The organism is Microscilla marina ATCC 23134 (genome assembly GCF_000169175.1).
In the GTDB taxonomy this organism is placed as follows: Bacteria; Bacteroidota; Bacteroidia; order Cytophagales; family Microscillaceae; genus Microscilla; species Microscilla marina.
This window is the reverse complement of record NZ_AAWS01000005.1, coordinates 1-25,884: the sequence shown is the minus strand read 5'-3', so window position 1 is coordinate 25,884 and position 25,884 is coordinate 1. Positions and strand designations below refer to the sequence as shown.

The following is a 25,884-nucleotide window of genomic DNA, read 5'->3' as shown; positions in this document are numbered from 1 at the left end:
GTAGGCTGTTCCAAGTTTTAAAAAAGTGCCCCAAAGTTTTAAGCCATCCTTAATTATTATGGCGAATTTATTTACTCAATATGGGGCTATTTTATTCAGAGCCCAATCAATTTTCAAAAAACGTCATTAAACGCCATTCTCCTCGGTCGCGTAACACACCGACACGAATCTACGCTTAAACGCTGTTTTTCGGGGTATCGCTCGGTTGGTGAAAACACACAACTGAGGTGGAAAGGGTGTTTTTTGGGTGAATTTGCTTTGGTATTTACTACAGAAATTAAGAAAAAATGAGGGGAAGAAGTCACCTAATTTTGAACAGCCTACCCATGGGATATACCCACTATACAGGAAAAAGCCAAGCAAACTTTACTTAAACTAGCATTGGAACCAGCATAGAAAATCCGACTTGCCCTTCATTCTTATGGGTTCCGTCCAGATCGCTCTCCCCAAGATGCTATCAAAGCGATTTTCTGCGGCATCAATAAAAAATCTGCATGTGTTTTGGATGCAGACATCAGTAATTGCTTCGATAAAATCAACCATCAATATCTACTAAAGAGCTCAACACTTCTCCCACTTTTTCCTGCCAAATAAATGATTGAAAACTAAACAGAGTCAAAAATGCATCAATATTGCATATACAACAATGTTGCATTTAGGATATTATTTAGCTAGGTTTGCATCATGAAAAATGCTACAAACATACATTTGAAGCTTGGTGAATTACAGCACCAGCAATGTTTTAGCACACTGCTCTCTGCCCTGACTTCATCACACAAGAAGAGCAAGTACCAGTGTCAAATTAAGAATACTCTTGAGGCTATTTGCTTTTGGGCAATTACCTGATGAATAGTATTACAACATTTCAAACATATTTTATTATGCTATATAAATATATACCTCAAATGATTCATAGCCTGCGCTGCCTTTTGATTCTAATGCTTCTTACCTCATTTTCCGCTTATTGCCAACAAAATATAGGAACCATTTCGGGCACAGTCAAGACGAAAAAAGGTAACAACCTTCACTATGTAAGTTTACTTCTGGAGGGTACCAATTTGGGCAGCACTACCAATAGCTTAGGAGTGTTTACTATTGACAATGTTCCAACGGGTACTTACAAGCTGACTGCTTCCAGAATTGGTTACCAAACCATTGTGCAAAAAGTTACCGTTACTGCTGGAGCTACAAGTGAAGTAAACTTGAACCTGAGCGAAAAAAACACGCGCTTGAATGAAATACAGGTACGTGGTAAACGAGAGTGGGTAAGTGAAAGCCTCAACAAAATAGATGTTCCTCTCAAATATTTGCCAGTGACAGCTCATACTGTCTCTAAACAACTGATGGTACAGCGTGGAGTAGATGATTTGGGCGAAGCGGTCAAAAGTACTCCTGGAGTTCGCCCAATCAATCGTTATGGGGGCTTTCAAACTTTTCACATTCGTGGATTCAACAATTTTGTCTTACTTACTGATGGGGTAAGGGACGAACGACACAATATTTCTACCAGTGCCCCCAGTACCAACCTTGCCAACGTAGAGCGTATAGAAGTATTGAAAGGTCCAGCTTCTGTGCTTTTCGGACATTCTGCCTTGGGAGGGGTGATCAATATTGTAAGAAACCAGCCTAGTCCTGTGTTTAACGCCAACTTCTCAGCTACTTATGGTAGCTTCAATACCCGAAGACTGCAAGCTGGGGCGGGAGGTCCGATTAATTCTAAGTGGTCATACCGTGTTGATTTTGGGCTTTCAGAGTCAGATGGTTTTCGAAACTATGGCACCAATACTAATAATTTTTATGCCGCTATCCAATACCGCCCTCGTGATGGTGAAATATTAGATATTCGAATGGGTTTAAATAAAGATAGCTATGATACTGATACTGGTTTACCCGTATTGGAAAATGGCTCCCTGGTGCCCGGCATGAACCTTCACAATCGCTATAATGATCCACAGGATTTCCTTAATCATACCCGTTACGATTTTCAAATACGTTATGTAAAGCAATTATCTAAAAGTACCAAAATTTCTAATCAGCTTTCATACTATTGGGATGATATAGATTACTTCTCTACCGAGGAACTCACTTTCAATGCTACCCAGGATTCGCTTACGCGTTCTTTCCCGTTTTACTTCAACCACCGCACCAAGCCACTACAAAACCAATTGGAGCTTACCCACGATTTTAGTATTGGTAACATAGAGCAGAAGCTATTGGTAGGTTATTCAATCAGCCTCATGGACCGTAAAACGTATCGAGGTGACATCTTTGGCGAAGGTAAATTTACCACGGTTGCCGTACAAAATCCGATATTGAACCAGGGCTATATCGATCATCAAGATACCCGCTACCAGGCAAAGTTAGAAAACGTACAGGGTATTTATGTACAAGATTGGCTCAGTATAGGCAATCACCTAAAAGCATTGATCGGTTTAAGGTATGACATTTTTAACGGTACTTACTTTGATAATGAGGTAGATGCCAGTCGCAATGTAACTTCTGAGGGTGAAAAAACTAACATTCCTTCACAAGCACTTACTTATCGTGCAGGGTTAGTTTATCAGCCCATTGAACAATTTTCTATATTCAGCGGATACTCTACTTATTTTAAACCTTCCCGCAGAATCACTGGCGATGGGCAAGTGTTTGATCCTGAGACAGGTTTTCAGGCGGAAATAGGTGGTCGTTATTACCTCAGTACTTATCTTACTATGACCTTTTCGGGCTTTTATCTGCGTAAAAACAATATTGTGGAAAATCTGGGGGGGGGTGTATTTCGACAGGTAGGTTCAGCCGATTCGAAAGGAGTAGAGGTAGAAGTGAATGCTTCTCCACTAGAGGGCTTTACTCTTAATGCAGGGTATGCCTATACTGATATCAGTATAAGAAAGTTTGGAGGAGATGTGACGAATCCTTTGGCAGGCAATCGTATTGCTTTTGCTCCAGATCACTTGGCCAATTTCTGGGCAAATTACGAGATACCCAAGGGCTTACTCCGAGGATTTGGGATAAGCGCAGGACTTTATCATACGGGTAAAAACTTCACAGCTGCCAACAACACTTATGCACTACCTGCTTATACCATATTGGATGGTAGTATCTTTTATAACTTTGGAAAAGGAGAAATAAGGTTAAATGTAAACAATATTACCGACAAGGTCTATTTCCGAGATGCTATTTATGGTAATCAGTTCTTCCCAGGGCTTACCAGAAATTATTTACTGACCCTCCGATACAGATTATAAGTGATGGCTAAAAACAGGATGAAAAAACTGACCAAAAAAATGCTCTGGGTACACCGTTATACTGGTTTTGCCCTGAGCTTATTGTTTCTTTTTTGGTTTCTCTCGGGCTTTGTAATGATGTATAAGGGTTTTCCTTATCTCAATAAAAAAGAAACTTTAGCGCGCGCCGAAGGCATCGCACCATCAAAGAATTGGGTTACCCCTCAGGAGTTATACCTGAAACACAACCTCGTCAACCATCATTGGGAATCTATCAGTGTGGTGTCAATAAGCGGCAGGCCAATTTATAGACTTCAGGATACGCAAGGGAAGTTTTACTGCTTCTTTGCTGATACAGGTCAAAAAGTCCCTGCTTTTGGCAAAAATGAGGCGAAGCGCATTGTCAATCAATTTACGGGCAATAAAGTCAAGATAGCTCATATTGAAAAAATGACAGAATTGGATCAGTGGACACCACGTACCCGTTTTTTACCTTATCTACCTGCTTATCGGGTGTACTTAGATGATCATAAAGGTACTGTATGTTATGTATCCTCTATTACTGGTCAATTATTTCAAAAACTCAATACTGCCGATAAAATATGGGCTTGGCTAGGCCCTATTCCGCATTGGATTTATTTCAAAAACTTGCGCATTCATACCCAACTATGGCGTGATGTGGTAGTAGCCCTTAGCCTTGTGGGAGTTGTGATGTGCCTGGCAGGGTTGTACATGGGTATTGTCCGAACAAGACGAAAAAAAGGGAATAAATGGGCGTTTAGTCCTTACAAAAAGGTTTGGTTTAAATGGCATCATTATACTGGATTTATATTTGGCTTATTCACCTTTACCTGGATATTGAGTGGTCTTTTTTCTATGAATCCCTGGAAATGGAGTCCTTCAAATAGCCTAAGTAGTCAAGCAAAAAAAGTGTGGCAAGGTGGAAAACTGAGTCCAAAACTATTTAGCATAAGCCCAGGCAAGGCTATAGCCAACATGAAGGAAAAAGTCAGTGAATTAACCCTGACCCGTTTTGCTGGAAAGCCTTATTATCAGATACAGATGGCAAGTGGCACGAGCAAATTACTGCCCGGTAATCACCAGTATGCACCGCTTGAACGCTTAGATAATCAGTCTTACATCCAGCAAGTACAGGCCATTCACCCCAAAGTAAAGGTCTTGCGAGTGCAAGAGCTGACTGATTATGATGCCTACTATTATAACAAGCATCGCACTAAACCTCTACCCGTGCTGAAGATAGATCTTGCTGATAATTCTAATACTACTTACTACATCAACCCTAAAACTGCGAAGGTGGCAATGAAATATGAAAATACCAGTCGCATAAATCGGTGGGTATATCATGGTTTACATAGCCTGGATTTTCCTGCCTTATTTTTTAGGCGGCCTCTTTGGGACATTATAGTAATCATACTTCTATTGGGTGGCACTAGTTTAAGCATTACTGGGTTAGTCCTTACCTGGAAGTGGTTCAAAAGAAAAGTTAATTTTAGGTAGGGACAACTTTAGAGCTTGTTTAAAATTAGCCGTTGGCAAAGCCCCGAAGACAAGTTCGCATGGGCGTCAACTTAACCTTTCAATTGAGGGATTTAAATTACTGGCAAACAACATCTTAAGTTAAAAATAAACTGCTTTAGGAACACACACGAGGACGCGTGCGCCAGCCATTGGTTCAAAAGAAAAGTTAATTTGCCTGAACGTTTGCTTCTCTTAAAACTTTGCATTCAAATACACCGTGGGCGTAAAAGGTATGCCTACGGTATTGACAATAGAGTTGTCGTTGGGCACATTGACCGATTGGTTGAGCCGAACATTGACTTGATTGAAAAAGTTAAGTATTGAACAACCCGCCTCAAAATAGGTATGCTGCCATTGAAAACGGTATTGCAGGGCTATATCGGTACGATGGTATGGCTGAAATACGGAATTGGCACGTTCCAGGGGGCTATTAGAAAAACCCGAACCATTGACGTTGGTCAATGATAAATGAAAAGGACTGAAGTTGAGCACCAATGCTGCCTTCAACTCGTGTTGCTGGCTCTGAGGCGCCAGCCTGTAGTCGGCTGTTTGTCTGCCTGTGTTGAGGCGTTCTTCTACCCGTGCCCACGAATAGGCAAACCATAGCTCGTGCCGTCGAAAACGTTTTTTAATGTATACATCCAGCCCCAGACTACGCGCTTCCAGGTTGAGCTGGGTGGGCAATGTATTGCGCCGAATCACAAAACGCCTAAAACCCGAAGATGTTTTGTAATATCCCTCCATGCTTGCTTCAAAACCCTTGGTAAGATAAGCTCCCCCCAGCACATGGTGCACTGCCTCGGTAACTGGTGCATTGACTCCATCGCTTACCTGCCAAATATCGGTTTGGTTGCCAAAAGCATCTATAATGGTGTTTTTTGCCACAAACTGGTAGTATTTGCCCCAACCAAAATGAATGTTATAATGTGCCCCCAAGTCATACCGGGCATTGATACGTGGTTGTACATACACTTGATTGCCTGTGAGTGGTACATCGGCTTTCATGCCTAACTGTAGATGCAGTCGGGTACTAAGCCGTAGTTGGTCGTGGGCATAAAAAGTAAGGCGGGTTTGCAAAGTACTGGTGTCTTGCAACACCTTGTCTTGGTTCTGAGACTTGAGCACCGTCTCGTTGGCCACCACTCCGGCATTGAGCTCTAGTTGGTGGGTGTGCCCCAATGCCCATTGATGGGTGAGTTTGCCCGAATACTCGGCTACTTGGTTGCCCCAGGTAAAAGATTTGACTACTTTGGGCTCGGTAGACAGGTTGGTTTGTAAACTGTGGTTAGAGGTAAGTTCAGGGCTATAGTTGCTTTGCGCGAGTACCAGGGTGGAAACGCCCCCTGCCTTGCCCCAATTTTTAATGTACTTGAGCGAACTGCCTATTTGTTCTGATTGAACGTTTACATCTTCTACCAAGTCTTTTCTTGCCGCCAGGTTGCTTCTAAAAACCCCTTCGTAGTTGTCGCGGCTGGCAATAAAGCTGATTTCTAGTTGGTCTTGGTTGGCAAACGATGAGGAAAATTTCAGGTGAAGGTCGCTGTAGTCATAATTTGGAATAATTACTTCTTTGTCTTCTACCGGGCTCACCGACAGGTCGAGCAATTGGTAGTAAGATTTACGCCCGGCAATTTGTAGAGAGGCGCTGTGGTTGAACAAGGGCACGCTGAGGTAAAGGTTTGCCAGGCGATTGTTGAGGCTAATGTCGGCAGTGGCTTTGTCGCGGTTACCTGCTTTGGTATTGATCAGTACTACCCCACCTACCCTATCGCCGTAAGGCACATTATAGCCTCCTTTGTATACCTCCATGTTTTTAATCATAAAGGGGTTTACCCTGCCAATATCATCGTTTACCCCCCAACTGTTAAACATTGTAATGCCGTCGTACAAGACGTGGTTTTGCCCTGGGTAGGCTCCCCAGATTATAAAATCGCTGGTAGACTCGCCCGAAGCCATAATGCCAGGATAAAGCCTTAAATTGTTAAAAATAAGGTCGTTGCTTGCCCCCGGCACCAGCGAATTGCTTAGGTCGTTAAACTTGATACGTCCCGCATTTTTGCCCAAACGTGCCACACATGTTTCGCTGGTGCTACGAATAGTTACCTCTTGCAAAAGGTCTATTTGGGGCTTAAGCACCACTCGAAGTCGTCCTCCGGGCAACAATAAGGTATCGATCACTTTGTAGCCCAGGTGTTGGCATTTCACGACTTGTGTTTGCCGGAGGGTTTTGAACGAAAAACGACCGTTTTGGTCGGCTACTACATAGCCTTTATTTAATTGTATAACGCTAAAGGGCAGCGGTTCGAGCGATGTTTGCTCCACCACCTGTCCTTGGTAAGTGTATTTTTTAGGAGAGAGTTTTTTCTTTGCGATATGCTTTTTTTCGGGAGAAGGTTTTACCTCGGTTTTGTCTTTTCTGAAAGTGTAAACATCGCTTATTTTGATGAGGGTAAGCCTGCATTTTTTGGCCAATTGCCGCAAGGCGGACTCCATCGTAGGGAAGCTTTGCTTGATGCTAATGATACAATTTGCCGACAGTTGGGAGTTGATAGAAACTTGTACTTTGTAGCGATCGTTGAGGTCGAGCAATATCTCGTTGAGGGGTTGCTGACTATAGTTGAGTGCTATTGTCTGGCCTTGGGCTTTGGTAACCACCAATAAAAAAAGCCAACAAATTGGGACGACGAACTTTTTTCTCATATTTGCAAATTAGTCGGAAGCCTTTGGCAGGTTCTGGGCTCTAGGTACTGGGTTTTTCACCTTGCTATACAAGCGGTTATGGCTTTTGTATCACCTTTACTTTTAACAGCCTCAGGCGGTGTCTCTACGCCCGATCGAAACCTCGTACTTTGCAAGCTTCAGAGAGGTTGCTCATTTTTTATAAGAAAGCCCTCTTGTTAATTGTTGGTAAAACAGGGCGTAGCACCGATATTCATCGGTATCTGAGGACTTGTCGCTTGAACCTTGAACCTATTATTGCTGTGGATTAATTATTAACTGAAGTTACGCAGACCTACTTATTTTGATGGTTATATGGCTTTATTGCTCAATGGTTGGCTACGCATTGCGCAACAATATAGCCATTCAACAATAGAAACAGGTGACCTTCAGAAAATTGCGTAACTTGAGTTATTAAAAAACCACATATTCTCCTTCCGATTGCTTTTTAAAGTTTAGCTCAAAGCTATAACATATAATTTGTAAAGCCTTTTCTACGGGTACACTTCTTTTAAAAAGTCCTGTGTAATGATGCTCTTTGACTTTGCTCAGGTCAATCTTTACATTATAGTGGCGTTCTATATCAGCAAAAACTTTTGTCAAAGGGGTGTTGTTGTACATAAACTTGTTGAGCCTCCAGGCAAGCATGGTTTTTTTAGATTGTGCATCGGTTTGTTTTACCAACTCACTGGCTTGTAGTTTGGCATACTCGCCGGGGTTCAATATCACCTGGTTGCTCTGGCGGTTGCTCACCCTTACTTTGCCGGTTTTGCACAATACCTCATAGGCATTGCCTCGTGCCAATATATTAAAACTGGTGCCTAACACCTGGGTAGTGCCCAAACGGGAGTGTACGCTGAATTTTTTACCTTTTTGCACTTCAAAAAATGCTTCGCCCTCTAGGTTTACTTTACGGCCAAACCGCCACCAATAGGGCGCATACGCTATAGTAGAGGCAGCGTTGAGGTGTATTATCGAGCCATCGGGCAGGGTATGACTGGTAAGCTCGCCTACGGCAGCTGATACCTGAGTGGTATAAAAACGAGCAAAGAGGCCTAACCCTAGCACAAGCACCAAAGATGCGGCGGCGCTCAAATAGGTCAGTTGGCGGCGCTTGCCTATGCCTCTGTTTTTGGTAGGCTTGGCAGTGGCAGGGGTTTGCGCGTCTATTTTGTCTTGCAGGGCATCCCACACATCGCTTTTAGACCTTGAATAGGACAGCTCTAAGTTAGAAAAAAGTTCTTTTTCCTGCTCTGGAGTCAAATTATGTTCGTTGTTCTTATCTGTCATGATTCAAAATTTTTCTAAGGTCTTTTAATGCCAGATTCATCCGTTTCTCTACCGCTTTGGCGCTTACCTCCAGGCGTTGGGCAATTTCTTTATAGGTAAGGTTTTCCATTCGGCTTAGCAAAAAAACCACCCTTTGTTTTTCGGGCAATTGACTCACCGCTTGTTCGTACTTTGTTTTTAGCTCTTCGTAATACATCTGGTCTTCGGTATCGTTTCGCTGGCTGGCACTTACGTTTACTTTCAACGAAAACGAGAGTTTGTATTTCTTCTCCGACTTTGATTTTCGGTATTGCGAAATCCACAGCTCATTGGCTATTTTATACAACAAGCCTTTGGTTTGGTTTTGCTGAAAGGCAACCCCCTTTTCCCATACTTTCATAAAAGCTTCCTGGGCAATGTCGGTGGCAAGTTCTTCGTCACAACATCGGTAAGTAATGTAGTTGCGGACTTCGTCGAACCAACGGTCAAAACAAATTTTAAATTCTTCTCTTGTCAAAGTTAGGAAAGTTTTTAGTTGGGAGCTTATATAGCTTCAAGGAACAAGCAACAAGCGACAAGTTGATGCTGATCTTCAGGTTTCTATTGCACTGGAAACTAAATTCCTATCACATTAGCTTCGCAGAGCTCGCCACAGCAGAGCTGCCCCGATGAAATGAATCGGGATTTAGAAATAGGCTCGGTTATTCGGAGTCTTTAGCTCGCTGACTTTACTTCAAAAAGTTTACGTAGCTCCGGTTCCGATATACATCGGAATTGTAAACTAACTCTGCGCACTTTTTGAAGTGCATCAGCAAACAAAATACCCTCGAATAAATAGCGCATTTATTGAATCCCCAGTGCACTATGGTTTTATATCACCCTGATTTTTAGCAGTTTATTAAACCCTTAGGTGGAAGCTGGGGGATCGGAAGTTCTTAGTTCTCTTTTTTGCATATATGATGTTTTTTAACTGGAGGTTGAAAATTTTTAGTTTAAAAAAGCAAGCCTGGGCATACACCCAGACAAGCTTTGAGGAATTTAGGAATTTTCAAACTATATCACACTATTTGAACTGACTAAATTCGCCACTTATTTGCACGATTGCTTGGCAGCGCGCATTTCTTCTTCATTGTTGATGGTGGCTGTAGTACCGTCGGTGTAGGTAATGCTTACTGGAAAAACCAACGTACCACGTCCTTCAACATCAGGGTTTGCCTCGTGCCAGGCTTTGATCAAGCTACGGTCGCCTTTGCTGCTGAGGGTAATGGTAGAGTTGTCGGGCATAGTCACATTTACCGGAAAACTAAATTCAAAACATTTGGTGATTCCACCTCCACAAGTAGCTTTGGCGGCACTCATTTCGTCTTGATTGCTAATGGTTTGGGTGGTGCCATCTTCAAAGGCAATGTCTACCGGGAACTGAATAGCGCCACGCTCTTTTACGTCAGGATTTGCCTCGTGCCAAGCCTTAACCGCACTCCAGCCTTCTTTGTCGGCAACCGTAATATTGCTGCCATCGGGCATAGTAAACGACACTGGGTATACCAATTCAAAGCAGTCTTTACCGCGTGGTTTTTTTCTTCCTTTTTTACCCTTTTTCCCCATTTTGTCTGTCGTTCCGCTCCCTGCTTCCAATCTTCTTCCGTTGAGGTCAAAATAAGCTTCCGACTCTTCGCCTGCATCGGCTCCTCTTGAGCGTCGCATAGTTACTTGGTAACCCAAATCAGGTGCCAACTGAGCCGTGGCTACGTAACTCTCGCTCTGAGAACAATCGTGGCTTACTTCTGATTGCGAACTGGTGGGCAGTGCCTCGGTACTCACGGTTTGTTTGTCTACTGCAGATTGAATAGAGCTAATCAACTCGTCATCGCCTGAGGCATTAGGGGTAACACTGTCTTGTTGTTTACAAGAATAAAAAAAGCTTACGACTAATAAGAAAGCAAATACTGATTTTAATGTCTTCATGTTTTTTTCTTTATTTTTACTTTATTGATTTGCAATGTTTACCTCTACACCGCATAAACCCTCGTGCACCCTACTTTTTTTTCAAAAAAACTTTTACTTTTTCATTAAAATAGCTTTTGAAAAAATGTAAACCACTGAAAAACAACATATTATCAGTCAATTTTTTTGCTAAAAAAAATCGGCAACGTAGTCACGCTGCCGATGGTCAAACCATTGTGGGTTGGGTGCGCCCTACCCACCAATACTAACGCACAGTAATGGTTTTGGTAATAAAAGCGCCCCCAGCAAAAAAACGTATGGTATACGTTCCTCTATCAGGTGGAGTAAATTCATATATTTTGTTAAGGGGAGTAATCACTTGGGTACAAACAGTATTAGGATCTGACGGATAACGCACGTATACCTTTACATCTAAAGTAGTTTTGTTTTCGCTCCAGGTCTCTTCAAATCGGCTAAATTCGCCGCAACCATTATTTGCAACAAAACGCAACTTTACCGATGCTTTATCGCCTCGGTTGATGGTACTAAACGCTACTTGGGCTGATTGTACTCCAGAAATTTTTTCAATATAACTGTCTTCCTCTTTTTTCTTACAACTCACGCAGGAAATCGTTACTAAAAGTAAAATTATTAAGGGTTTGAACATCATTTGTTTGTGTTTGGTTAAGGTTCTCTAAGTATTTGACAGCCCCTACGTATACTCACCCTAAATTTGTGACTTTGTTTTGTGGTAAAGGAGTTGAAAAAAATTATCAAAAATTGCACAAAAATGGAGACAAAAGGGCACTTTCAGTTCGTACTGAAAACAAACAGCATGGGATAGTTTCTTCTTGATTTTGCGGCGGCAAAATCAAGAAGAATTTACGCCCACACAATGATTAATTGATCATTGAACCAGGCATTTTTATACGCCTTTAAATTGTACTTTTATAATAAAGTTCCTCCCCATTTTTTTTCAAATATTTTTCCTGTTGGCGCACCTTTTTGAAGTAATCAAATTTTTATGAGTATTGGTAACTGACCTTTCACAGGTTGAAAAATTTGCTTAATAAAATATTTCAGTCTTCAAGCAAGTTCATCAAATACAATGATTCGAGTATCTGTGAGCCGTTACTTTTTTCTATAGGTAAAAAAGTAACCAAAAACCCCACAGCTGTAGTTTGTTTTGTCTAAATCTGTTACACTACGCCGAACCGCAGGGCGAAGCCCAAGCTCTGCCTTTTTCGGCTAAACAGCTCAAACTCGCTTCGCTCAAACAGTGATCTGTTTTTACGGCTTCGTTTCACAGATTCTTAACGACAACAAACTAAGGCTGAATCTAGCTGACGCACTTATAAACCAACACTATAGTTCTCTCCAATTCAACAAAAAAAAGCAATGCAAAAGGTCAGTTGGTAACATGATTTTAAAAAGAGGCGGGAGCGTTTTCTTGCTGATATGATGGGACAGGTGCTGTATAAAAAGGAGCGGCAGGACAAGCACACGCCAGATAAATTGAAGGGTTTATTTTTGACTTTTATAGTTTATTCTATGCACTGTATTTTCGCATTGAGTAGGCACTCTAAGCTGCCGAAGTGTATAAAGAAATCTCCAGTGTTCGCTTGTGCTAAGATGATAGCTAAATTGTAGTTGCTTGTTTTGGGCATGCAATACTATTTGATCAGATGAAATAACTTCTACCAAGCGAATGTCTCGCAAGCGAAACCTTTGTTTTCGAGCACCTAACCTTACCACGATAAGTTCTGATTGGGTAAGGCGCCAGGTGTGCAAATCTCTGAGCATTATTACGGGTGAAACCATCAAAAACAGAAAAAATATCACAAACACTACTAGGCTATCGATTTCTCTTACATTTCTTGGAGGAGGTGCTAATGTCTTTTCCCAAGGTTTGGTACTCAAAACAAACGCAAGTGTTCCCCAGGCAACCAAGGCAAAAGCTATCCGTTTCAGGTAGACTAAAGTGGGGCAAAACACTTTTTTTATACCATAATCAACGAGATTTTGGGTTTTATCCAGCAGTGGCTCATACTGTCTCCAAAACTCCTCTTCATTATTTGGTTGGTAAGTTTTCCACAACCGATTGGCTTGTTGTTCTTGTAAGGTAAGTGGCTCCATAATTAATTTTATAGAATGTAAGGAGGCTCCTTGGGCTATTATGTACGATTTTTAAAACGTATCAAAAACAAAATTCACCTCGTACTTATTCGCAGCTATTCTGTACTTTCACTTCATTTACTTTACCGGGTAATAATGCTTGCTTTGACAACTAAAGTGTATGACACGAAACCTCACTGCTTTGACAAAATCTCGATGGTTGTCGTCTGACAAATGGTACACAAACGATTGTTTTTTACCTTGAACAGGCACTATGTCCAACCGATGTTTCCCCCGTATTTCTTTTCCCTTGGGGTGTTCTTCTATGATGTCTACACTGTACAAATCTCGCCAGGCAAAGTAATGTTCGTTAGAGTAAAAAAGCAGCCGCTTGATATAAAGCCCCGAATGGGTGATTGAAAATATATAAGCACTACTGGCATATAGCAGCGGTGTCAACACACCAAAAACTAACATAAAGGCAACAGAAAGAAGGGTCAGGTCTTTACTAAACACAATTCCTGTGTCGAAAAACACATAGAGCGCAATGCCCAGTGGTACGCTCAAAGACGCCAGCAAACGCGGTGTATAAGAGATGCTCCGAGGTTTAAAAACCGCCAGGCGAGGCTCACCCGGTGGAGGAAAAGCAGGAATAGATGTTGCCGGGTTTTTGGGCTGGGTTTGCCCCGTTGGAGCGACAGGGGTTATTGATAAATTGGACTGAATGGCGTGCGTCAACAACGCCTCATACTTTGCCCAAAACTTCTCTTCGTTTGACTTGCCCGGTTGGTAGCTTGCCCATAGCTGCTCGGCTGATGGTTTTTGAGGGGTAGCATTCTTCATATTTATACAGTGTTTTAAATACACACTCCACTATCCATTATTGGTATTTGATGGTTGTTCGTGCATGGGTACTTTCTTGGTACAATCAGTCGAATCAATTATTTCTATTCCTTAGGGAGCAGATTTATCTAAGTATTGCTGGATAGCTTCTTGCAATTGGGTACGTTTGTGACGTGACATGGCTGCCCTAAAAGCCACCGCTCCCTTATGAGTAGTTAATTTCAAATGTTGATTTTGCTTGATTGTAACAAACTCTGCCTTTTGTATCTGCCCCCAGGCAATTTTTTTGAAATTGCCTCCCATTTTGCTTACAACAAGCCCGTAATCATCTAATTTAAAGGCGTTATACTTCCAGATTACTTCTAGCCAGGATGCAACCAAGAACCCCCACAGCAGCCATTTTGGGTCTATTTTATATTCAACGAACTCTACTGATGTCCACACCCAAATCACCAGTACATTAACTATGACAGCATTAAACACCAACCGCCAAAACGAAGAGTGGTATACTTGAGTAGACAAACTCTTGGGGGGCTGGTTTACTATTATGGTTGTTTTTAGAGAGGTTTTTTGTGCCTTTAATAGTGCGTTGTATTTCTTCCAGAAATGGACAGCATTCTGATCAGAATAACTTGCCCATAGTTGAGCCGCTTCTTGTTCGGCGAGCGAGTATATTTGTGGTGGTGTATTCATAGACATACAATTCAAATCACTCAATTTAATTCCTATAACGGGAATGGCTGTTGTTGTTTACTATCAACAGAATAGCCTGTTGATCTAACCAAGCAGAAAGACGTTGATGAGCCCGTTTCGATATGCTATAGCTTATATCATAATTTTTATGATCCAGGGTTTTTACTACTAACAGGTGGCTCCCTAAACCATCATATTTTCTAATATTTACCGAAACCACCTTACTCCAAGCTATATAATGTGTAGGTAATAAAAGGTTTTTGCTTAAATAAATGCCCGAAGATTTGAACGAAAGCATAGGCAGTCTAAACAACAAACTTATTGGCAAAAACACAAATAAAAAAATACCACCCGCAAGCATTACCTGATAGCCCAATTGGTCAGCGTTGGGAGCAGGCTTCTCTAGTATACTAAAAACAAGGGTAAAAATCACTCCTAGTATAACGAAAAGTGTTCTAAATAAATAAATCTCTAAACGAGGGTAAAAGTTGGAGGTTTTTTTATTAACCCCAGCACTGGGGGCTTTTTTCGCTGTTTTAGCAAGGGTTTTGTTTACATTGTTTTTTGCCAAGGCAGCGGGTTGTTGCAACAACGCTTCATACTTTGCCCAAAACTTCTCTTCGTTTGACTTGCCCGGTTGGTAGCTTGCCCATAGCTGCTCGGCTGATGGTTTTTGAGGGTTAAGTGGCTCCATAATTAATTATTTTTATTAGAATGTAAGGGGTTCCTTGGTGCTCTACCCTACTATTTTTCGCCATGATTTGTGCCTTCACAACCGAGTTTACGAGTCCTTAGATACCGATGAATATCGGTACTCATCAAAGCTAAACCAACCCACCTATAAGACTAAACCTCGGAGAAACCTGCTAAGGCTATGCTAGTTCCCACCTCTACTTTAACTGCTTGGAAGCTGGGTTACTAACATTTTTATTGGCACAACTCACATACCCCTGCTTCTCATAATATTTTCTAATATTTTTCCAACCATAATAGTGAGAGCCTTCATAGTTGGTAGAGACACCTTGGCTTTTCCAAAAATCTAAGAATTGCCAATGCCTTTTTTTATTCAAAAAATATGAAAATGTATATTGTTTATCAGCAGTGATAACCAATAAATCATGTGACCACTTTATCCCACTGTTATATGTTTCTATTACTTGTATTTGCTCAATATTTTCTAAATCGAAGCTTTTTGTAAAAACAAAAGCACTGGTAAGTACCATCGACTTGTCAGTAATTTCCAAAACAGTAGCCTCGAGCAATAACGATATAGGGGTAACTACAGCAATGCCAAAAATTATTACTTCTACCACAATTTTAATCCAAAAAGAAGGCCTCAAAGACTCTGGCAAAGGCTCTGACTCGACCATACATAAAAAAAGGTAAGCTGCTATACCAGATACTACCAAAGCTACCCGCCACACATAAGCATGCCACGGTGGGCGATACACCCCCATCATTGTTGAAGTATTTGCCTGGAGTTTATCATTGATTGCTTTCTCATTACCCGTCAGCAATGCCTCGTAGTTTTTCCAGAAAACACGTTCGTCTGTAACATTATAATGCGCCCATAATTGAGTCGCTTGTTTTTGTTTGTGGTGTTGGTTTGGCATAATTTAAGTTTGGTTTAAAATCACTTCCTTGTTTTTTTCAATTAAAACTACTCAAAGTCTTTTAGGGAGTTAATAGCCCCGACAGGGGGCAAGCTTCAAGCGACAAGTCACAAGCTAGACCCTGTTCCACAGGTAACTACACTTTTGTATCACGTTGATTTTCAGCAACTTACAAAAAACGTAGTTAATAGATAAGAATATTTTAAAGGGTGTTTCTTTTGAAGAGTAAAAACATTGGGTGTGTTTGTCCAATATTTGAAAGACAGGCTATTTTTCATCTTATTTTTACTGTTTGATCACTACTGGTTTTGTATACGGTATTTTGCCCCAAAAAGTGACAATATACAAGTACTTTTAACGCGTCATGACGGAATAACTTGGGTACTCATTTTTTTTTGTAAAAAAGCAAAAGCCGTTGTTTTGTATAAACAACGGCTTTTTTTAATTTTTGTAAAAAAAAAGCTTTGCTTGCTGCATAAGCGTAGCAAAACCTGAAAGGTCTCTATCCAAACAAAGACTGTAGCTTCATTGCTACACCCATATCACCATCTATTTGCATTTGTCCACTCATTACGGCGTTCATTGGGTTGAGCTTGCCCTGCATCAACGCCTGAAAATCGTCAAAAGATACGCTCACGGTACAATCTGCATCGCTGTCGTCTGTTGACACCGTGTTGGCAGCTCCAGTGCCATCAATAAATAATTGTTCGGCACCAAAATTAAACTTGACTGTATTGCCCAACGCCGACACTTTTTCTACCTGACTCTGAATCACAGACAACATCTCGGCGGCGGAGCCTACGCTCTCTTCTTTGGCAGGAGCGGCTGGTGCACTGCCATTGCTTGCTTTTTTGGCTTTGGGTGGGGCATAATCGGTTTGTGCCGACTTATAGCCTACGCTGTCTATCACTATTTTGGCAATGATTTCACGCATAATCTCTGACGAGCCACCTCCAATGGTGCCCACCCTTACATCGCGGTACATACGCGCCAAGGGGTAGTCTTCCATAAAGCCATACCCACCAAAAAACTGCAGACACTTGGTCGCCACTTCTTCAGCCTTTTCGGTGACAAGTAGTTTAGCCATCGAACATTGTTTTACGTCGTACACCCCATCGGCATATAGCTGGCAACAGTAGTAACTAAAGGCTTTTAATGCCGTTACCTCTGCCGACATTTGGGCAATACGGTGGCGTAATACCTGAAACTTGTTGATGGGGCGACCAAATGCCTGGCGCTCTGACATATACTGCAGTGATACTTCTATGGCATTTTCCATTGCCGAAACCGCCGCAGGTACAGCACAAAGGCGCTCAAGTTGCAAGCCATTCATCAAATAATAAAAGCCTTGTCCTTCTTGCCCAATCAGGTTGCTGGCGGGCACTTTTACATCGGCAAAGCTCAACTCGGCAGTATCGGAACAATGCCAGCCCAGTTTTTTGAGTTTGGTGGCGGTTACTCCTTCAGCGTTGCGGTCTATGACCAACATGCTCACCCCGGCAGATCCAGCTTCAGGGTCAGTTTTTACCACAGTAATGATAAAGTCGCCATATACCCCATTGGTAATAAAGGTTTTAGACCCATTGACAATGTAATGGTCGCCTTCGCGCACGGCACGGGTTTGAATGTTGGCGGCATCAGACCCTGCTCCTGGTTCGGAGATAGCAATGCAAGACACCAAGTCGCCAGAGATAATACCAGGCAAGTATTTTTGTTTGAGCTCTTCAGACCCATACTTAAGTATATAGGGTGACGACATATATTGGGTTACCTGTTGGGTAATGGCAAAGCCGCCCGAATTGAGTCTGCCTATTTCTTCGTTGAAAACCACATCGTAGAAAAAGTCTAGCCCTGAACCTCCGTATTCTTCAGGGTAGCCCAAGCCCAGGTAGCCCTGTTCGCCCATTTTTTTCCAGATGTCGCGTGGGGTACGACGCTCTTCTTCCCACTGATCTATATAAGGGCGTGCTTCTTTATCTAAAAATGCCCGGAGGCTTTCGCGAAACATTTCGTGTTCTTCGGTAAAGTGATTTGATTTCATATTTCTATTTTTTTAGCAATAAGGAGCAAGCGACAAGCTTCAAGTTCTTATTGCGATTGATTTTAATTTATATATTATTAGGATTAGGTAGCAACCAGCCATCTTTTTATCGCCAATTGCGTTTTTATAGCATCCACACTAAACTGCTACTTATTCAGGCAAAATCAGTATTACTTGTAGCTTGTAGCTCATACCTTGAGACTAGTAGCCTTCTCATAAGCCTTGTCATCTATCATCATTTTAGAGATAATTTCGCACATAATTTCAGAGGTGCCCCCGCCTATAGTACCCAGGCGGCTATCGCGGTACATGCGCGCCAGCGGGTAGTCTTCCATAAAACCATAGCCCCCAAACATTTGCAGGCAATCGTACACCACCCGGTCGCTTAGTTGGGTACCCAGTAGTTTTGCCATTGCAGCCTCTTTTACCACATAGTCGCCCTGTTGGTAGCGGTCGGCAATGGCGTATATAAACATCCGGTTCATTTCTATCTCGCTTGCCATTTGAGCCACGCGGTGGCGCAATGCTTGAAAACGGTTAATTTTTCGCCCAAAAGCTTCGCGCTCGTCCATATACTTTAGGGTCACCTCTAAGGCATAGTCTGCGGTAGCCATTCCACCAATCGCCAACATCAATCGCTCTAGGGCAAAGTGCTGCATGATGTAGTAAAACCCTTGGTTTTCGCCTCCCAACAAATTGGTCACGGGTACTTTTACATCACTAAACGCAATCTCGCCGGTGTCAGATGCTCTCCAGCCCAGTTTGTTGAGTTTGGTGGCGGTTAGGCCTGGTGTATCTCGGTCTATCACGATCATACTAATGCCGCCCGACTTTGCGTCAGGATTGGTTTTTACTGCTGCTACAATAAAGTCGCTGCTTACCCCATTTGTTATAAAAGTTTTAGATCCATTGATGATGTAATGGTCGCCTTCACGCACTGCAGTAGTGCGCATACCTGCCACATCCGACCCTCCAAAGGGTTCGCTGATGGCAAGACAACCAATCAGTTCACCTTTGATGCCAGGCTCCAGGTACTTTTGCTTTTGGGCTTCGTTGCCTTCAGCATTCATATGTACCAGGGCAAGCGAGGCGTGGGCACCTATAGCTGCCCCAAAGCCACCTGAGTTTACCCGTACCATTTCTTCGTTAAAAATGATCGAATAAAAATAGTCAAGGTCGGTTCCCCCATAGGCTTCGGGCAAGGCGATGCCCAGGTAGCCCATATCGCCAAAGCGTTTAAATATTTCGCGTGGTATTTCGCCTTTAGTTTCCCATTCATCTATATGAGGGGTTACTTCTTTTGCCAAAAAATCGCGCAGGCTTTGGCGAAACATCTGATGTTCTTCTGTAAAATAATATGATTTCATGCTTTTTTTTCTTTAGTTATTTAGTTGGTAGCTTTTAAAGGGGCAAGGCATAAGCGACAAGTGATTACTCTGTAGACATTAAAGGGGCAAGTGACAAGTTTGGTCACCATTTTCCGGCTTCCAACTTCTATCCCTGAATCTATAAACTGCTAAAAGTCAAATAGTTGTAAAACCGTAGAAACTTGGAAAGTAGCTTTCAACTTGCAGCACCGATATACATCGGTATCTAAGGACTTGGCGCTAAAAGCTTGAGGCTATATACCAGTTTACTCCCATACAATCATCTTGCGTCCATTGAACCATTGCTCATACTTGGTGGCATACCTGTCATCAATTGCACTTCGACGTATTTTCATCGTAGGCGTCAGTAAATTATTTGCTTCGCTCCAGGTTTCTTGAGTAATCACCAAAGTTGCCAGTTTCTGAAAACCCGGCAAACTTTCGTTTATTTTGCTCAAATCTTCCCTTAGCCTTGTTTCTATCTTTTCTTTTTCAATTGCCTGCCCTATTTCCGACAAATTGACCAACACTATAGGATTGGGCAGCCCTAGCCCAGCTACACATACCTGCTCTATCACATCATTGTCAGCAAGGGCTTCTTCATAAGGGTTAGGCACAATGTATTTGCCTTTAGAGGTTTTAAAAGCGTCTTTTACCCTGCCCACTATATGTAAAAAACCATCTTCATCTATTACCCCTTTATCGCCACTGCTCAACCACTCACCCTTCAGTACTTCGGCAGTTTTTTCGGGTTCGTTGTAGTAGCCTGTCATCATTTGGGGCGACTTCATGAGTACTTCGCCAGTGTCGGGATGTATTTTTATCTCAGCCAACGGAATCACCTTACCCACACTGCCTGGTCGGTTGCTGTCTTTGGGGGTGTTGGTAATAGAGCCACACACTTCGGTCATTCCATAGGCTTCGCGCAAGCGAATACCCAGTTTTAAAAACCATTGTTTGAGATGTTCGGGCGTAATGGCGGCACCTGTTGCCACTACTTCGACACTGCCCATTCCGAGGGCTTTTCTTATTTTCTTTTTGACAAAACCCGATACAATCGGAATTTTAAGCAATAAATCCAGCCTTTCCTGAGACATTTTACCCAATACCCCCATTTGAAACTTAGTCCAGATACGAGGCACCGCAAAAAACACCGTGGGTTGGGTTTGCTGTAGGTTGTGGGCAAAAGTATCTAGCGATTCGCCAAACGACATAGTGCCACCTATATATAGGCAAGAGCCTTCTATGCCTACTCGCTCGCCTACGTGGTTGAGCGGCAAAAACGAGAAAAACCGCTGGGCTTTGAGCTTGGCTATGCCTATCCAGTTGGTGGCAAACTCGGCTTGAAATACCCGCGCCAGGTTGCCATAAGTATGCATTACACCTTTGGGCTGCCCGGTAGTGCCTGAAGTAAATAGTATGGTCCACAAATCGTCTGGATCAGGTAATGGATCGCCCTGCATTGGCTCATGATCGTTCACCAAATCAGTCCAGGCTTCTCCCTCTTCAATGCGGGCATTGCCCTCATAATGTGGGTACCTGATCACCTTGAGTTCGGATGGCAATACCAAGGATTTGTCTTCATCCCACTCTTCCAGCTTACCCAAAAACAATGCTTTGATATGGCTTTTTTCTACTACTACCTTGAGTTGGTCAGCGGGCAAACTGGCATAAAAAGGAACTGATACAAATCCTCCCATCATTATTGCCAAATCAGTCAATATCCAATGGTAGCAGTTTTTAGACAATATGCCCACATGGTCGCCCTTTTGCAAACCCATTGCTTGCAAAGCGCTGACCATACGACGGGCTTCTTGCCCTGCTTCAGCATAAGTAAGGGTTTTCCACTGCTTGCCGTAAGGCTGACGCAAAAAAGGTTGCTGGGCTTTTTGTTTTTCCCAGCGATAAAAGGCTTCTATGTGGGTTTCCAGGTGATTTTTCATAACTTTTAGTTTTTTTAGTTGTTAGTCGGGAGTCGGGAGTTCTTGTAGGTTGCAAAGTCCTTGGTACGCTTTAATCGATGGTCGATAGCCTTTCTCATAATTGAAAATTGATAAAGCCGCTTCACGCTAACTCCTGACTACTAACTACCGACTCCCGACTAATCGCTTCACGCTAAATCCTGACTACTAAGGGATAAGAAAGTAATTAATTACCCAACTTAAAAAAATGGCATACACACTTGTACTTTGAAACAGTATACTCATTTGCGTCGTGTCTGACCAACAGCGCCTTTCTTTCCGCCGGCGTATGCACTCCTTCGCTAGGGCGACCACAAGGGTAGCCCCTACTTGATTTATGCATAAATGTTTGTATATCAATAATTTTAAAAACTTCGCACAACCCTAATTCCGTATGCCAAAAATAGAAGTCAAGGAAGTTATTTTTTTCGCTTCCCTAACTACCGACTACCGACTAATCGCTTCATGCTAAATCCTGACTACTAACTACCGACTCCCGACTAATCGCTTCACGCTAACTCCTGACTACTAACTACCGACTCCCGACTAATCGCTTCGCGCTAACTCCTGACTACTAACTACCGACTCCCGACTAACAACTACCGACTTTTAGTAAAAGCCCTCATCAAACGGGTCAACTTCATGGGGTCGCCACCGTTTAGGTGCTGGGCACCGTCTACATATAAGCTTACTCCACTAATATAGCTTGCCAATGGGCTTGCCAAAAAACAAGTAGTGTTGGCTATTTCTGTTACCGTACCAAACCGCTTGAGGGGCACCGCTGCCCTGGCTTCGCCCAAAATATCTTGCACCGGTTTTGGGTAAGTGTCTAAACCGGAAGACTCTATGGTACCAGGAGCAATGGCGTTTACCCTAATGTTATAATCGCCCCACTCTACCGCTAAAGTTTTGGTCAGGTTTTCTACCCCGGCACGTGCGGCTCCAGTGTGCACCATAGAAGGAAACCCTCTATAAATATTGGCAATGATGTTGATGATACAGCCTTCTTTTTGCGGAATAAAAAAGTGGCGAGCCATTAAACTACTCATGTGAAAGGTGCCGTTTAAATTATTATTAATCACTGCATCCCATCCATTTTCGCTAATGGTTTCGGCAGGTGCCGGAAACTGACCTCCCGCATTGTTTACCAATATATCGAGTCTACCATTATCTGCCTTTATTTTTTCCATCAGTGCCGTGCGTTGGTCGCTTTCGCGGATGTCGCAAGCCAGGTAACTACACTCGCCATATTGACTCAGTTCTTCGGCGGCTTGTTTGAGCAAATCTTCTTTGCGTGAAGCAATGACCACCTTGGCGCCCAGCTCTAGCATCATCTGGCTAATGGCATAGCCTATGCCACTACGCCCACCTGTCACCAATACTACTTTATCTTTGAATAAATCTTTTTGAAACATGTTTTTTTAGTTTTTTAGTCAATAGTTGGTAGTTGGTAGCTTCTACAGCTTTCAAGCATACCATCCATCTTACAAAACATTGATTATCAAACATTTATAAGATAAACAGATAGAAGCTTCTACAGTATTTAGTTTTTAGCGATAAGCTTTGGGGTAGTCCGTAGTATTGATAGACTCGCGTTTTTAAATTTTTGTCCCCGTCTCCTAAATACCGACTCTCACCTCTCGTCTACTGACTCCCAGCTATTGACCTCTTTAAGCCATAAATCATTTTAATGATTTCGGTTATCTCATTGTACAATTCTTCAAACTTTGATTGGTCAATGAGATTACGTTTTTTGGCAATGTGTAAACAACTTACGACTTCTATACCTGACCTTGCTGCATATCCCAAAAATCGCCCAAACTCAGCATTACTTTGATTGGTTGAACCCTCGGCAATATTGAGTGCTATGGAGTCAGTGGCTCGTTTTACCTGTCTTGTGAGAATGCTTAGCTCACTTTTAGGGAAACCCAAAGTCACTTCGTGTATTGCCAATGTATAATCAAGTGCTCTTTGCCATACCTTTAGGTTTTCAAACTTGAATGCCATAGTTTTTTAGTTGAGAGTCGGGAGTCCATAGTCGGGAGTATCTACCCATAGTTTTTAGTTTTTTAGTTGAGAGTCGGGAGTCCATAGTTGGGAGTATCTACCCATAGTTTTTAGTTTTTTAGTTGGGGGTCGGGAGTATTTAACAAACTACTCAAAAAGCTTGAGACTATAATTACTCCCAACTCCTAACTCTCGCCTACTGACTACCAACTACGGACTAAAAAACTACCCCATCACTTTCTTCAGCAAATTCTTTTTGGTAATGGCCGAGGTTGTAAGCAAGCCCGAAAACAGTGCCCCACCTATGCCTGCTGTTACAATGTCTTGTCCAGTAAGGTAAAAGTTTTTGATGGGCGTATGCGGACGCAAAAATTTGTGCTTAAAACGTTCAGGGCTATGGTCTAAACCGTAAATCTCGCCTTTCTCATAATTGATAAAATGCTTGGTAGTAATAGGGGTTGATAGCTCATAGCAATCGATTTTTCCACGCAAGTGAGGCTCTAGTTTGAAAAGTTCCTCTAACAGGCGTTGCGAATATTCTTCTTTGAGTGCTTCATACTCTTCCCCTCGTTTTTTCCAGCGGGTGTTCTCCCATTTTTCAAACACATTGTAAGGCATTAGGGTAATAATATCGATGGTGCTGCGCCCAGGGTAACGGTTGCTCCAATCAGGGTCTTTGGCCGAAGGAAAAGATACATATACCACAGGAAATGGCTGACTGGTATCTTGGCTGTAACGTTCCACACATTCGTCGTGGCTTAAATCTCCGGGGTACACCCAATAATTAGCCTTGGGCAACTTAAGTTCTTCGGGCGAACCTTTGAGCCCAATATACAGCGAAAGGTGGGCTACCGAATTGTTTACCTTGGTGACTTGTTCATCGAGCTGATGTTTTTTTACCACTGCTTCAGGCACCAGGGTTTTGTAGGTAGTCATTACCCCTGCTCCACTCACTACTCTATCGGCGCGAAACTCTTTGCCATCTGCCATTTTTACGCCTACTGCCTTGTTGTTCTCTATGATCACCTCATCTACTTCGGCACTTACCAAAATAGTACTGCCCGACGCTTCCAGTACAGGGGCTATAGTGTCTACCACCTGCGACGACCCTCCGATAGGGAAGTTACCCCCCGAAAAATAGTGACGAACCAAAGAAGCATGCATACCAAAACTACTTTGTTTGGGAGGCAAACCATAGTCGCCATACTGCCCGGTAAGTACTTTGATGAGTTCTTGGTTTTGGGTGATTTCTTCGAGCACATCCTGGGTAGTACGGGTGGCATATTTTAGGTAAGGGTTGCGCATCAAACCACCCGACATCTTGCTTACCATGGGGGGCATTGCCTTCTCCATATAAAAATTACGACTGGTTTTGGTTACCTTAAACACCAAGTCTACATATTGGTCTATAGCGTCGGCTTCTGCCGGAAAATATTCCTTGAGCTTTTCTTTAAAATTGGCGGTGCCTTTTACAAAATCATACATTTTCTCACCAATTACGATGCGGTCGTATACCTCGCCCATGTCAGCCCATTTGAGCTGGCTATCGGTAATGTAGTCAAACAACTTGCGTAGCACGCTTTGCTCACGGTGTACTTCTCCTATATAGTGAATCCCTACGTCCCACTCATACCCCCGGCGCTTAAAAATATGGGTAAACCCCCCAGCAGTATAGTGGCGCTCCAGCACCAATACTTTTTTACCCTCTTTTGCCATCAAAGCGGCAGATGTCAAACTACCCAAACCTGACCCTATAAAAATAGCGTCGTAATGATCTAGTGCTTTGTAGTTTTTCTTGTATGATTGTATCATTTTTTTAGTTTTTTAGTTCTTTAGTCAGGAGTCCGTAGTTGGGAGTTGTTCTCATAGTTGAGAAATCGCTTCAGGCTAACTCCTGACTACGGACTCCCAACTCTGGACTAATTGTTAAATCGCTTCAGGCTAACTCCTGACTACGGACTCCCGACTAAACTATTGACTGTTGACTGTTGCCTGTGGACTAACCAATGGAATGTTCAACATCTCTCTAGCTTCGTCTATAGTAGCCACCTCGCGCCCCATTGTATGGGTCAGGTGCACGCCAGCATCTACACACTCGCCGTTCGATTTTGCCATTTCGCCGTTAGGCAAGTAAAAGTTATCTTCTAAACCAACCCTAAAGCTGCCCCCCATAGTAATGGCTACAGCAGCAAGTTGCCATTGCTTGCGGCTAATGCCGATCACCTGCCAGTGTCTGCCATCGGGTACTTGTCTTATTTGGTGCATCAAGTTTTCGGTACTTGCCGGAATGCCGCCCAATACCCCCATTACCAGGCTGTATACAGCATTATCGGGCACAAGCCCCATTTCGCGCAAGGGTTGGGCATTATGGATGTGTCCGGTATCAAAACACTCCATTTCAGGAATGGTACCTGCTTCATTCATTTTTTCCACATAAAATATCATGTCGTCAAACGAGTTTTGGAAGATGGTATTCCAGTGGAATTTTTTGGCTTTTTTAGAGTAAATTGCATAGTTCATACTGCCCATATTAAAAGCCGCCATATCGGC

The 25,884-nt window shown here is 42.6% G+C and carries 21 protein-coding genes; 4 read left to right on the top strand and 17 right to left on the bottom strand.

From position 1 onward, the window contains the following. The first annotated feature begins 399 nt into the window (after window positions 1–399). The 3 genes from M23134_RS40425 (at window position 400) to M23134_RS05235 (ending at window position 4,742) form a co-directional block, all read left to right on the top strand. Window positions 400–594 carry a reverse transcriptase domain-containing protein gene (locus tag M23134_RS40425; protein WP_198144985.1) on the top strand — a complete coding sequence of 65 codons (195 nt, stop codon included), beginning with the start codon at window positions 400–402 and terminating at the stop codon, window positions 592–594. 287 nt (window positions 595–881) lie between these two features. Further along, the gene (locus M23134_RS05240; RefSeq protein WP_198144981.1) at window positions 882–3,245 is read left to right on the top strand and encodes a TonB-dependent receptor; all 2,364 of its coding nucleotides are present in this window, start codon (window positions 882–884) and stop codon (window positions 3,243–3,245) included. 18 nt (window positions 3,246–3,263) lie between these two features. Next, window positions 3,264–4,742, top strand: coding sequence for a PepSY-associated TM helix domain-containing protein (locus M23134_RS05235; protein ID WP_045113056.1), 1,479 nt, complete (start codon window positions 3,264–3,266; stop codon window positions 4,740–4,742). A 213-nt stretch (window positions 4,743–4,955) separates the two neighbouring features. On the opposite strand, the gene M23134_RS05230 is transcribed toward M23134_RS05235, so the two are convergent. The 4 genes from M23134_RS05230 to M23134_RS05215 all read right to left on the bottom strand — a co-directional run bounded on the left by M23134_RS05230 (window position 4,956) and on the right by M23134_RS05215 (window position 10,715). Further along, on the bottom strand, window positions 4,956–7,463 hold the full coding sequence (locus M23134_RS05230; protein WP_082226520.1) for a TonB-dependent receptor: 2,508 nt from the start codon (window positions 7,461–7,463) through the stop codon (window positions 4,956–4,958). Between the two features lie 432 nt (window positions 7,464–7,895). Continuing rightward, the gene (locus tag M23134_RS05225; RefSeq protein WP_002694393.1) at window positions 7,896–8,771 is read right to left on the bottom strand and encodes a FecR family protein; all 876 of its coding nucleotides are present in this window, start codon (window positions 8,769–8,771) and stop codon (window positions 7,896–7,898) included. After that, window positions 8,761–9,267, bottom strand: coding sequence for an RNA polymerase sigma factor (locus M23134_RS05220; RefSeq protein WP_002694392.1), 507 nt, complete (start codon window positions 9,265–9,267; stop codon window positions 8,761–8,763). The genes M23134_RS05225 and M23134_RS05220 overlap by 11 nt, the downstream gene beginning before the upstream one ends. A 572-nt stretch (window positions 9,268–9,839) precedes the next feature. After that, the gene (locus M23134_RS05215; protein ID WP_002694390.1) at window positions 9,840–10,715 is read right to left on the bottom strand and encodes a hypothetical protein; all 876 of its coding nucleotides are present in this window, start codon (window positions 10,713–10,715) and stop codon (window positions 9,840–9,842) included. Between the two features lie 116 nt (window positions 10,716–10,831). On the opposite strand from M23134_RS05215, the gene M23134_RS42445 reads away from it, so the two are divergent. Continuing rightward, window positions 10,832–10,963, top strand: a complete 132-nt coding sequence (locus M23134_RS42445) for a hypothetical protein (RefSeq protein ID WP_002694388.1) — start codon at window positions 10,832–10,834, stop codon at window positions 10,961–10,963. Here the strand turns inward: M23134_RS42445 and M23134_RS05210 are convergent. The 13 genes from M23134_RS05210 to M23134_RS05145 form a co-directional block, all read right to left on the bottom strand. Next, entirely contained in the window at window positions 10,960–11,316 is a 357-nt protein-coding gene (locus M23134_RS05210; RefSeq protein ID WP_002694387.1) for a hypothetical protein, read from the bottom strand. The two genes, M23134_RS42445 and M23134_RS05210, sit on opposite strands and share 4 nt — an antisense overlap. Window positions 11,317–12,218: 902 nt before the next feature. Further along, entirely contained in the window at window positions 12,219–12,830 is a 612-nt protein-coding gene (locus tag M23134_RS05205; protein ID WP_002694384.1) for a hypothetical protein, read from the bottom strand. A gap of 117 nt (window positions 12,831–12,947) precedes the next feature. Then, window positions 12,948–13,652: a hypothetical protein gene (locus tag M23134_RS05200; protein WP_002694383.1), complete on the bottom strand. Its 705-nt coding sequence runs from the start codon at window positions 13,650–13,652 to the stop codon at window positions 12,948–12,950. 111 nt (window positions 13,653–13,763) lie between these two features. Next, the gene (locus tag M23134_RS05195; RefSeq protein WP_157558352.1) at window positions 13,764–14,345 is read right to left on the bottom strand and encodes a hypothetical protein; all 582 of its coding nucleotides are present in this window, start codon (window positions 14,343–14,345) and stop codon (window positions 13,764–13,766) included. Between the two features lie 25 nt (window positions 14,346–14,370). Continuing rightward, entirely contained in the window at window positions 14,371–15,039 is a 669-nt protein-coding gene (locus M23134_RS05190) for a hypothetical protein (RefSeq protein ID WP_002694381.1), read from the bottom strand. Between the two features lie 196 nt (window positions 15,040–15,235). Beyond that, complete coding sequence (locus M23134_RS05185) at window positions 15,236–15,958, bottom strand: hypothetical protein (protein ID WP_002694380.1); 723 nt, start codon at window positions 15,956–15,958, stop codon at window positions 15,236–15,238. Between the two features lie 502 nt (window positions 15,959–16,460). Continuing rightward, complete coding sequence (locus M23134_RS05175; protein WP_002694377.1) at window positions 16,461–17,999, bottom strand: acyl-CoA dehydrogenase family protein; 1,539 nt, start codon at window positions 17,997–17,999, stop codon at window positions 16,461–16,463. A gap of 188 nt (window positions 18,000–18,187) precedes the next feature. Further along, window positions 18,188–19,366 carry an acyl-CoA dehydrogenase family protein gene (locus M23134_RS05170; RefSeq protein ID WP_002694376.1) on the bottom strand — a complete coding sequence of 393 codons (1,179 nt, stop codon included), beginning with the start codon at window positions 19,364–19,366 and terminating at the stop codon, window positions 18,188–18,190. A 266-nt stretch (window positions 19,367–19,632) separates the two neighbouring features. After that, window positions 19,633–21,309, bottom strand: coding sequence for an AMP-binding protein (locus M23134_RS05165; RefSeq protein ID WP_002694375.1), 1,677 nt, complete (start codon window positions 21,307–21,309; stop codon window positions 19,633–19,635). A 617-nt stretch (window positions 21,310–21,926) separates the two neighbouring features. Further along, window positions 21,927–22,742 (bottom strand): SDR family oxidoreductase, encoded by an 816-nt coding sequence (locus M23134_RS05160; RefSeq protein WP_002694374.1) that lies wholly within the window; start codon window positions 22,740–22,742, stop codon window positions 21,927–21,929. A 229-nt stretch (window positions 22,743–22,971) separates the two neighbouring features. Beyond that, window positions 22,972–23,334, bottom strand: a complete 363-nt coding sequence (locus M23134_RS05155; protein ID WP_002694372.1) for a four helix bundle protein — start codon at window positions 23,332–23,334, stop codon at window positions 22,972–22,974. 225 nt (window positions 23,335–23,559) lie between these two features. Then, window positions 23,560–25,146, bottom strand: a complete 1,587-nt coding sequence (locus M23134_RS05150) for a phytoene desaturase family protein (protein WP_002694371.1) — start codon at window positions 25,144–25,146, stop codon at window positions 23,560–23,562. A gap of 159 nt (window positions 25,147–25,305) precedes the next feature. Next, a partial coding sequence (locus M23134_RS05145) for a BKACE family enzyme (protein ID WP_045113053.1) occupies window positions 25,306–25,884 on the bottom strand: 579 nt, incomplete at its 5' end.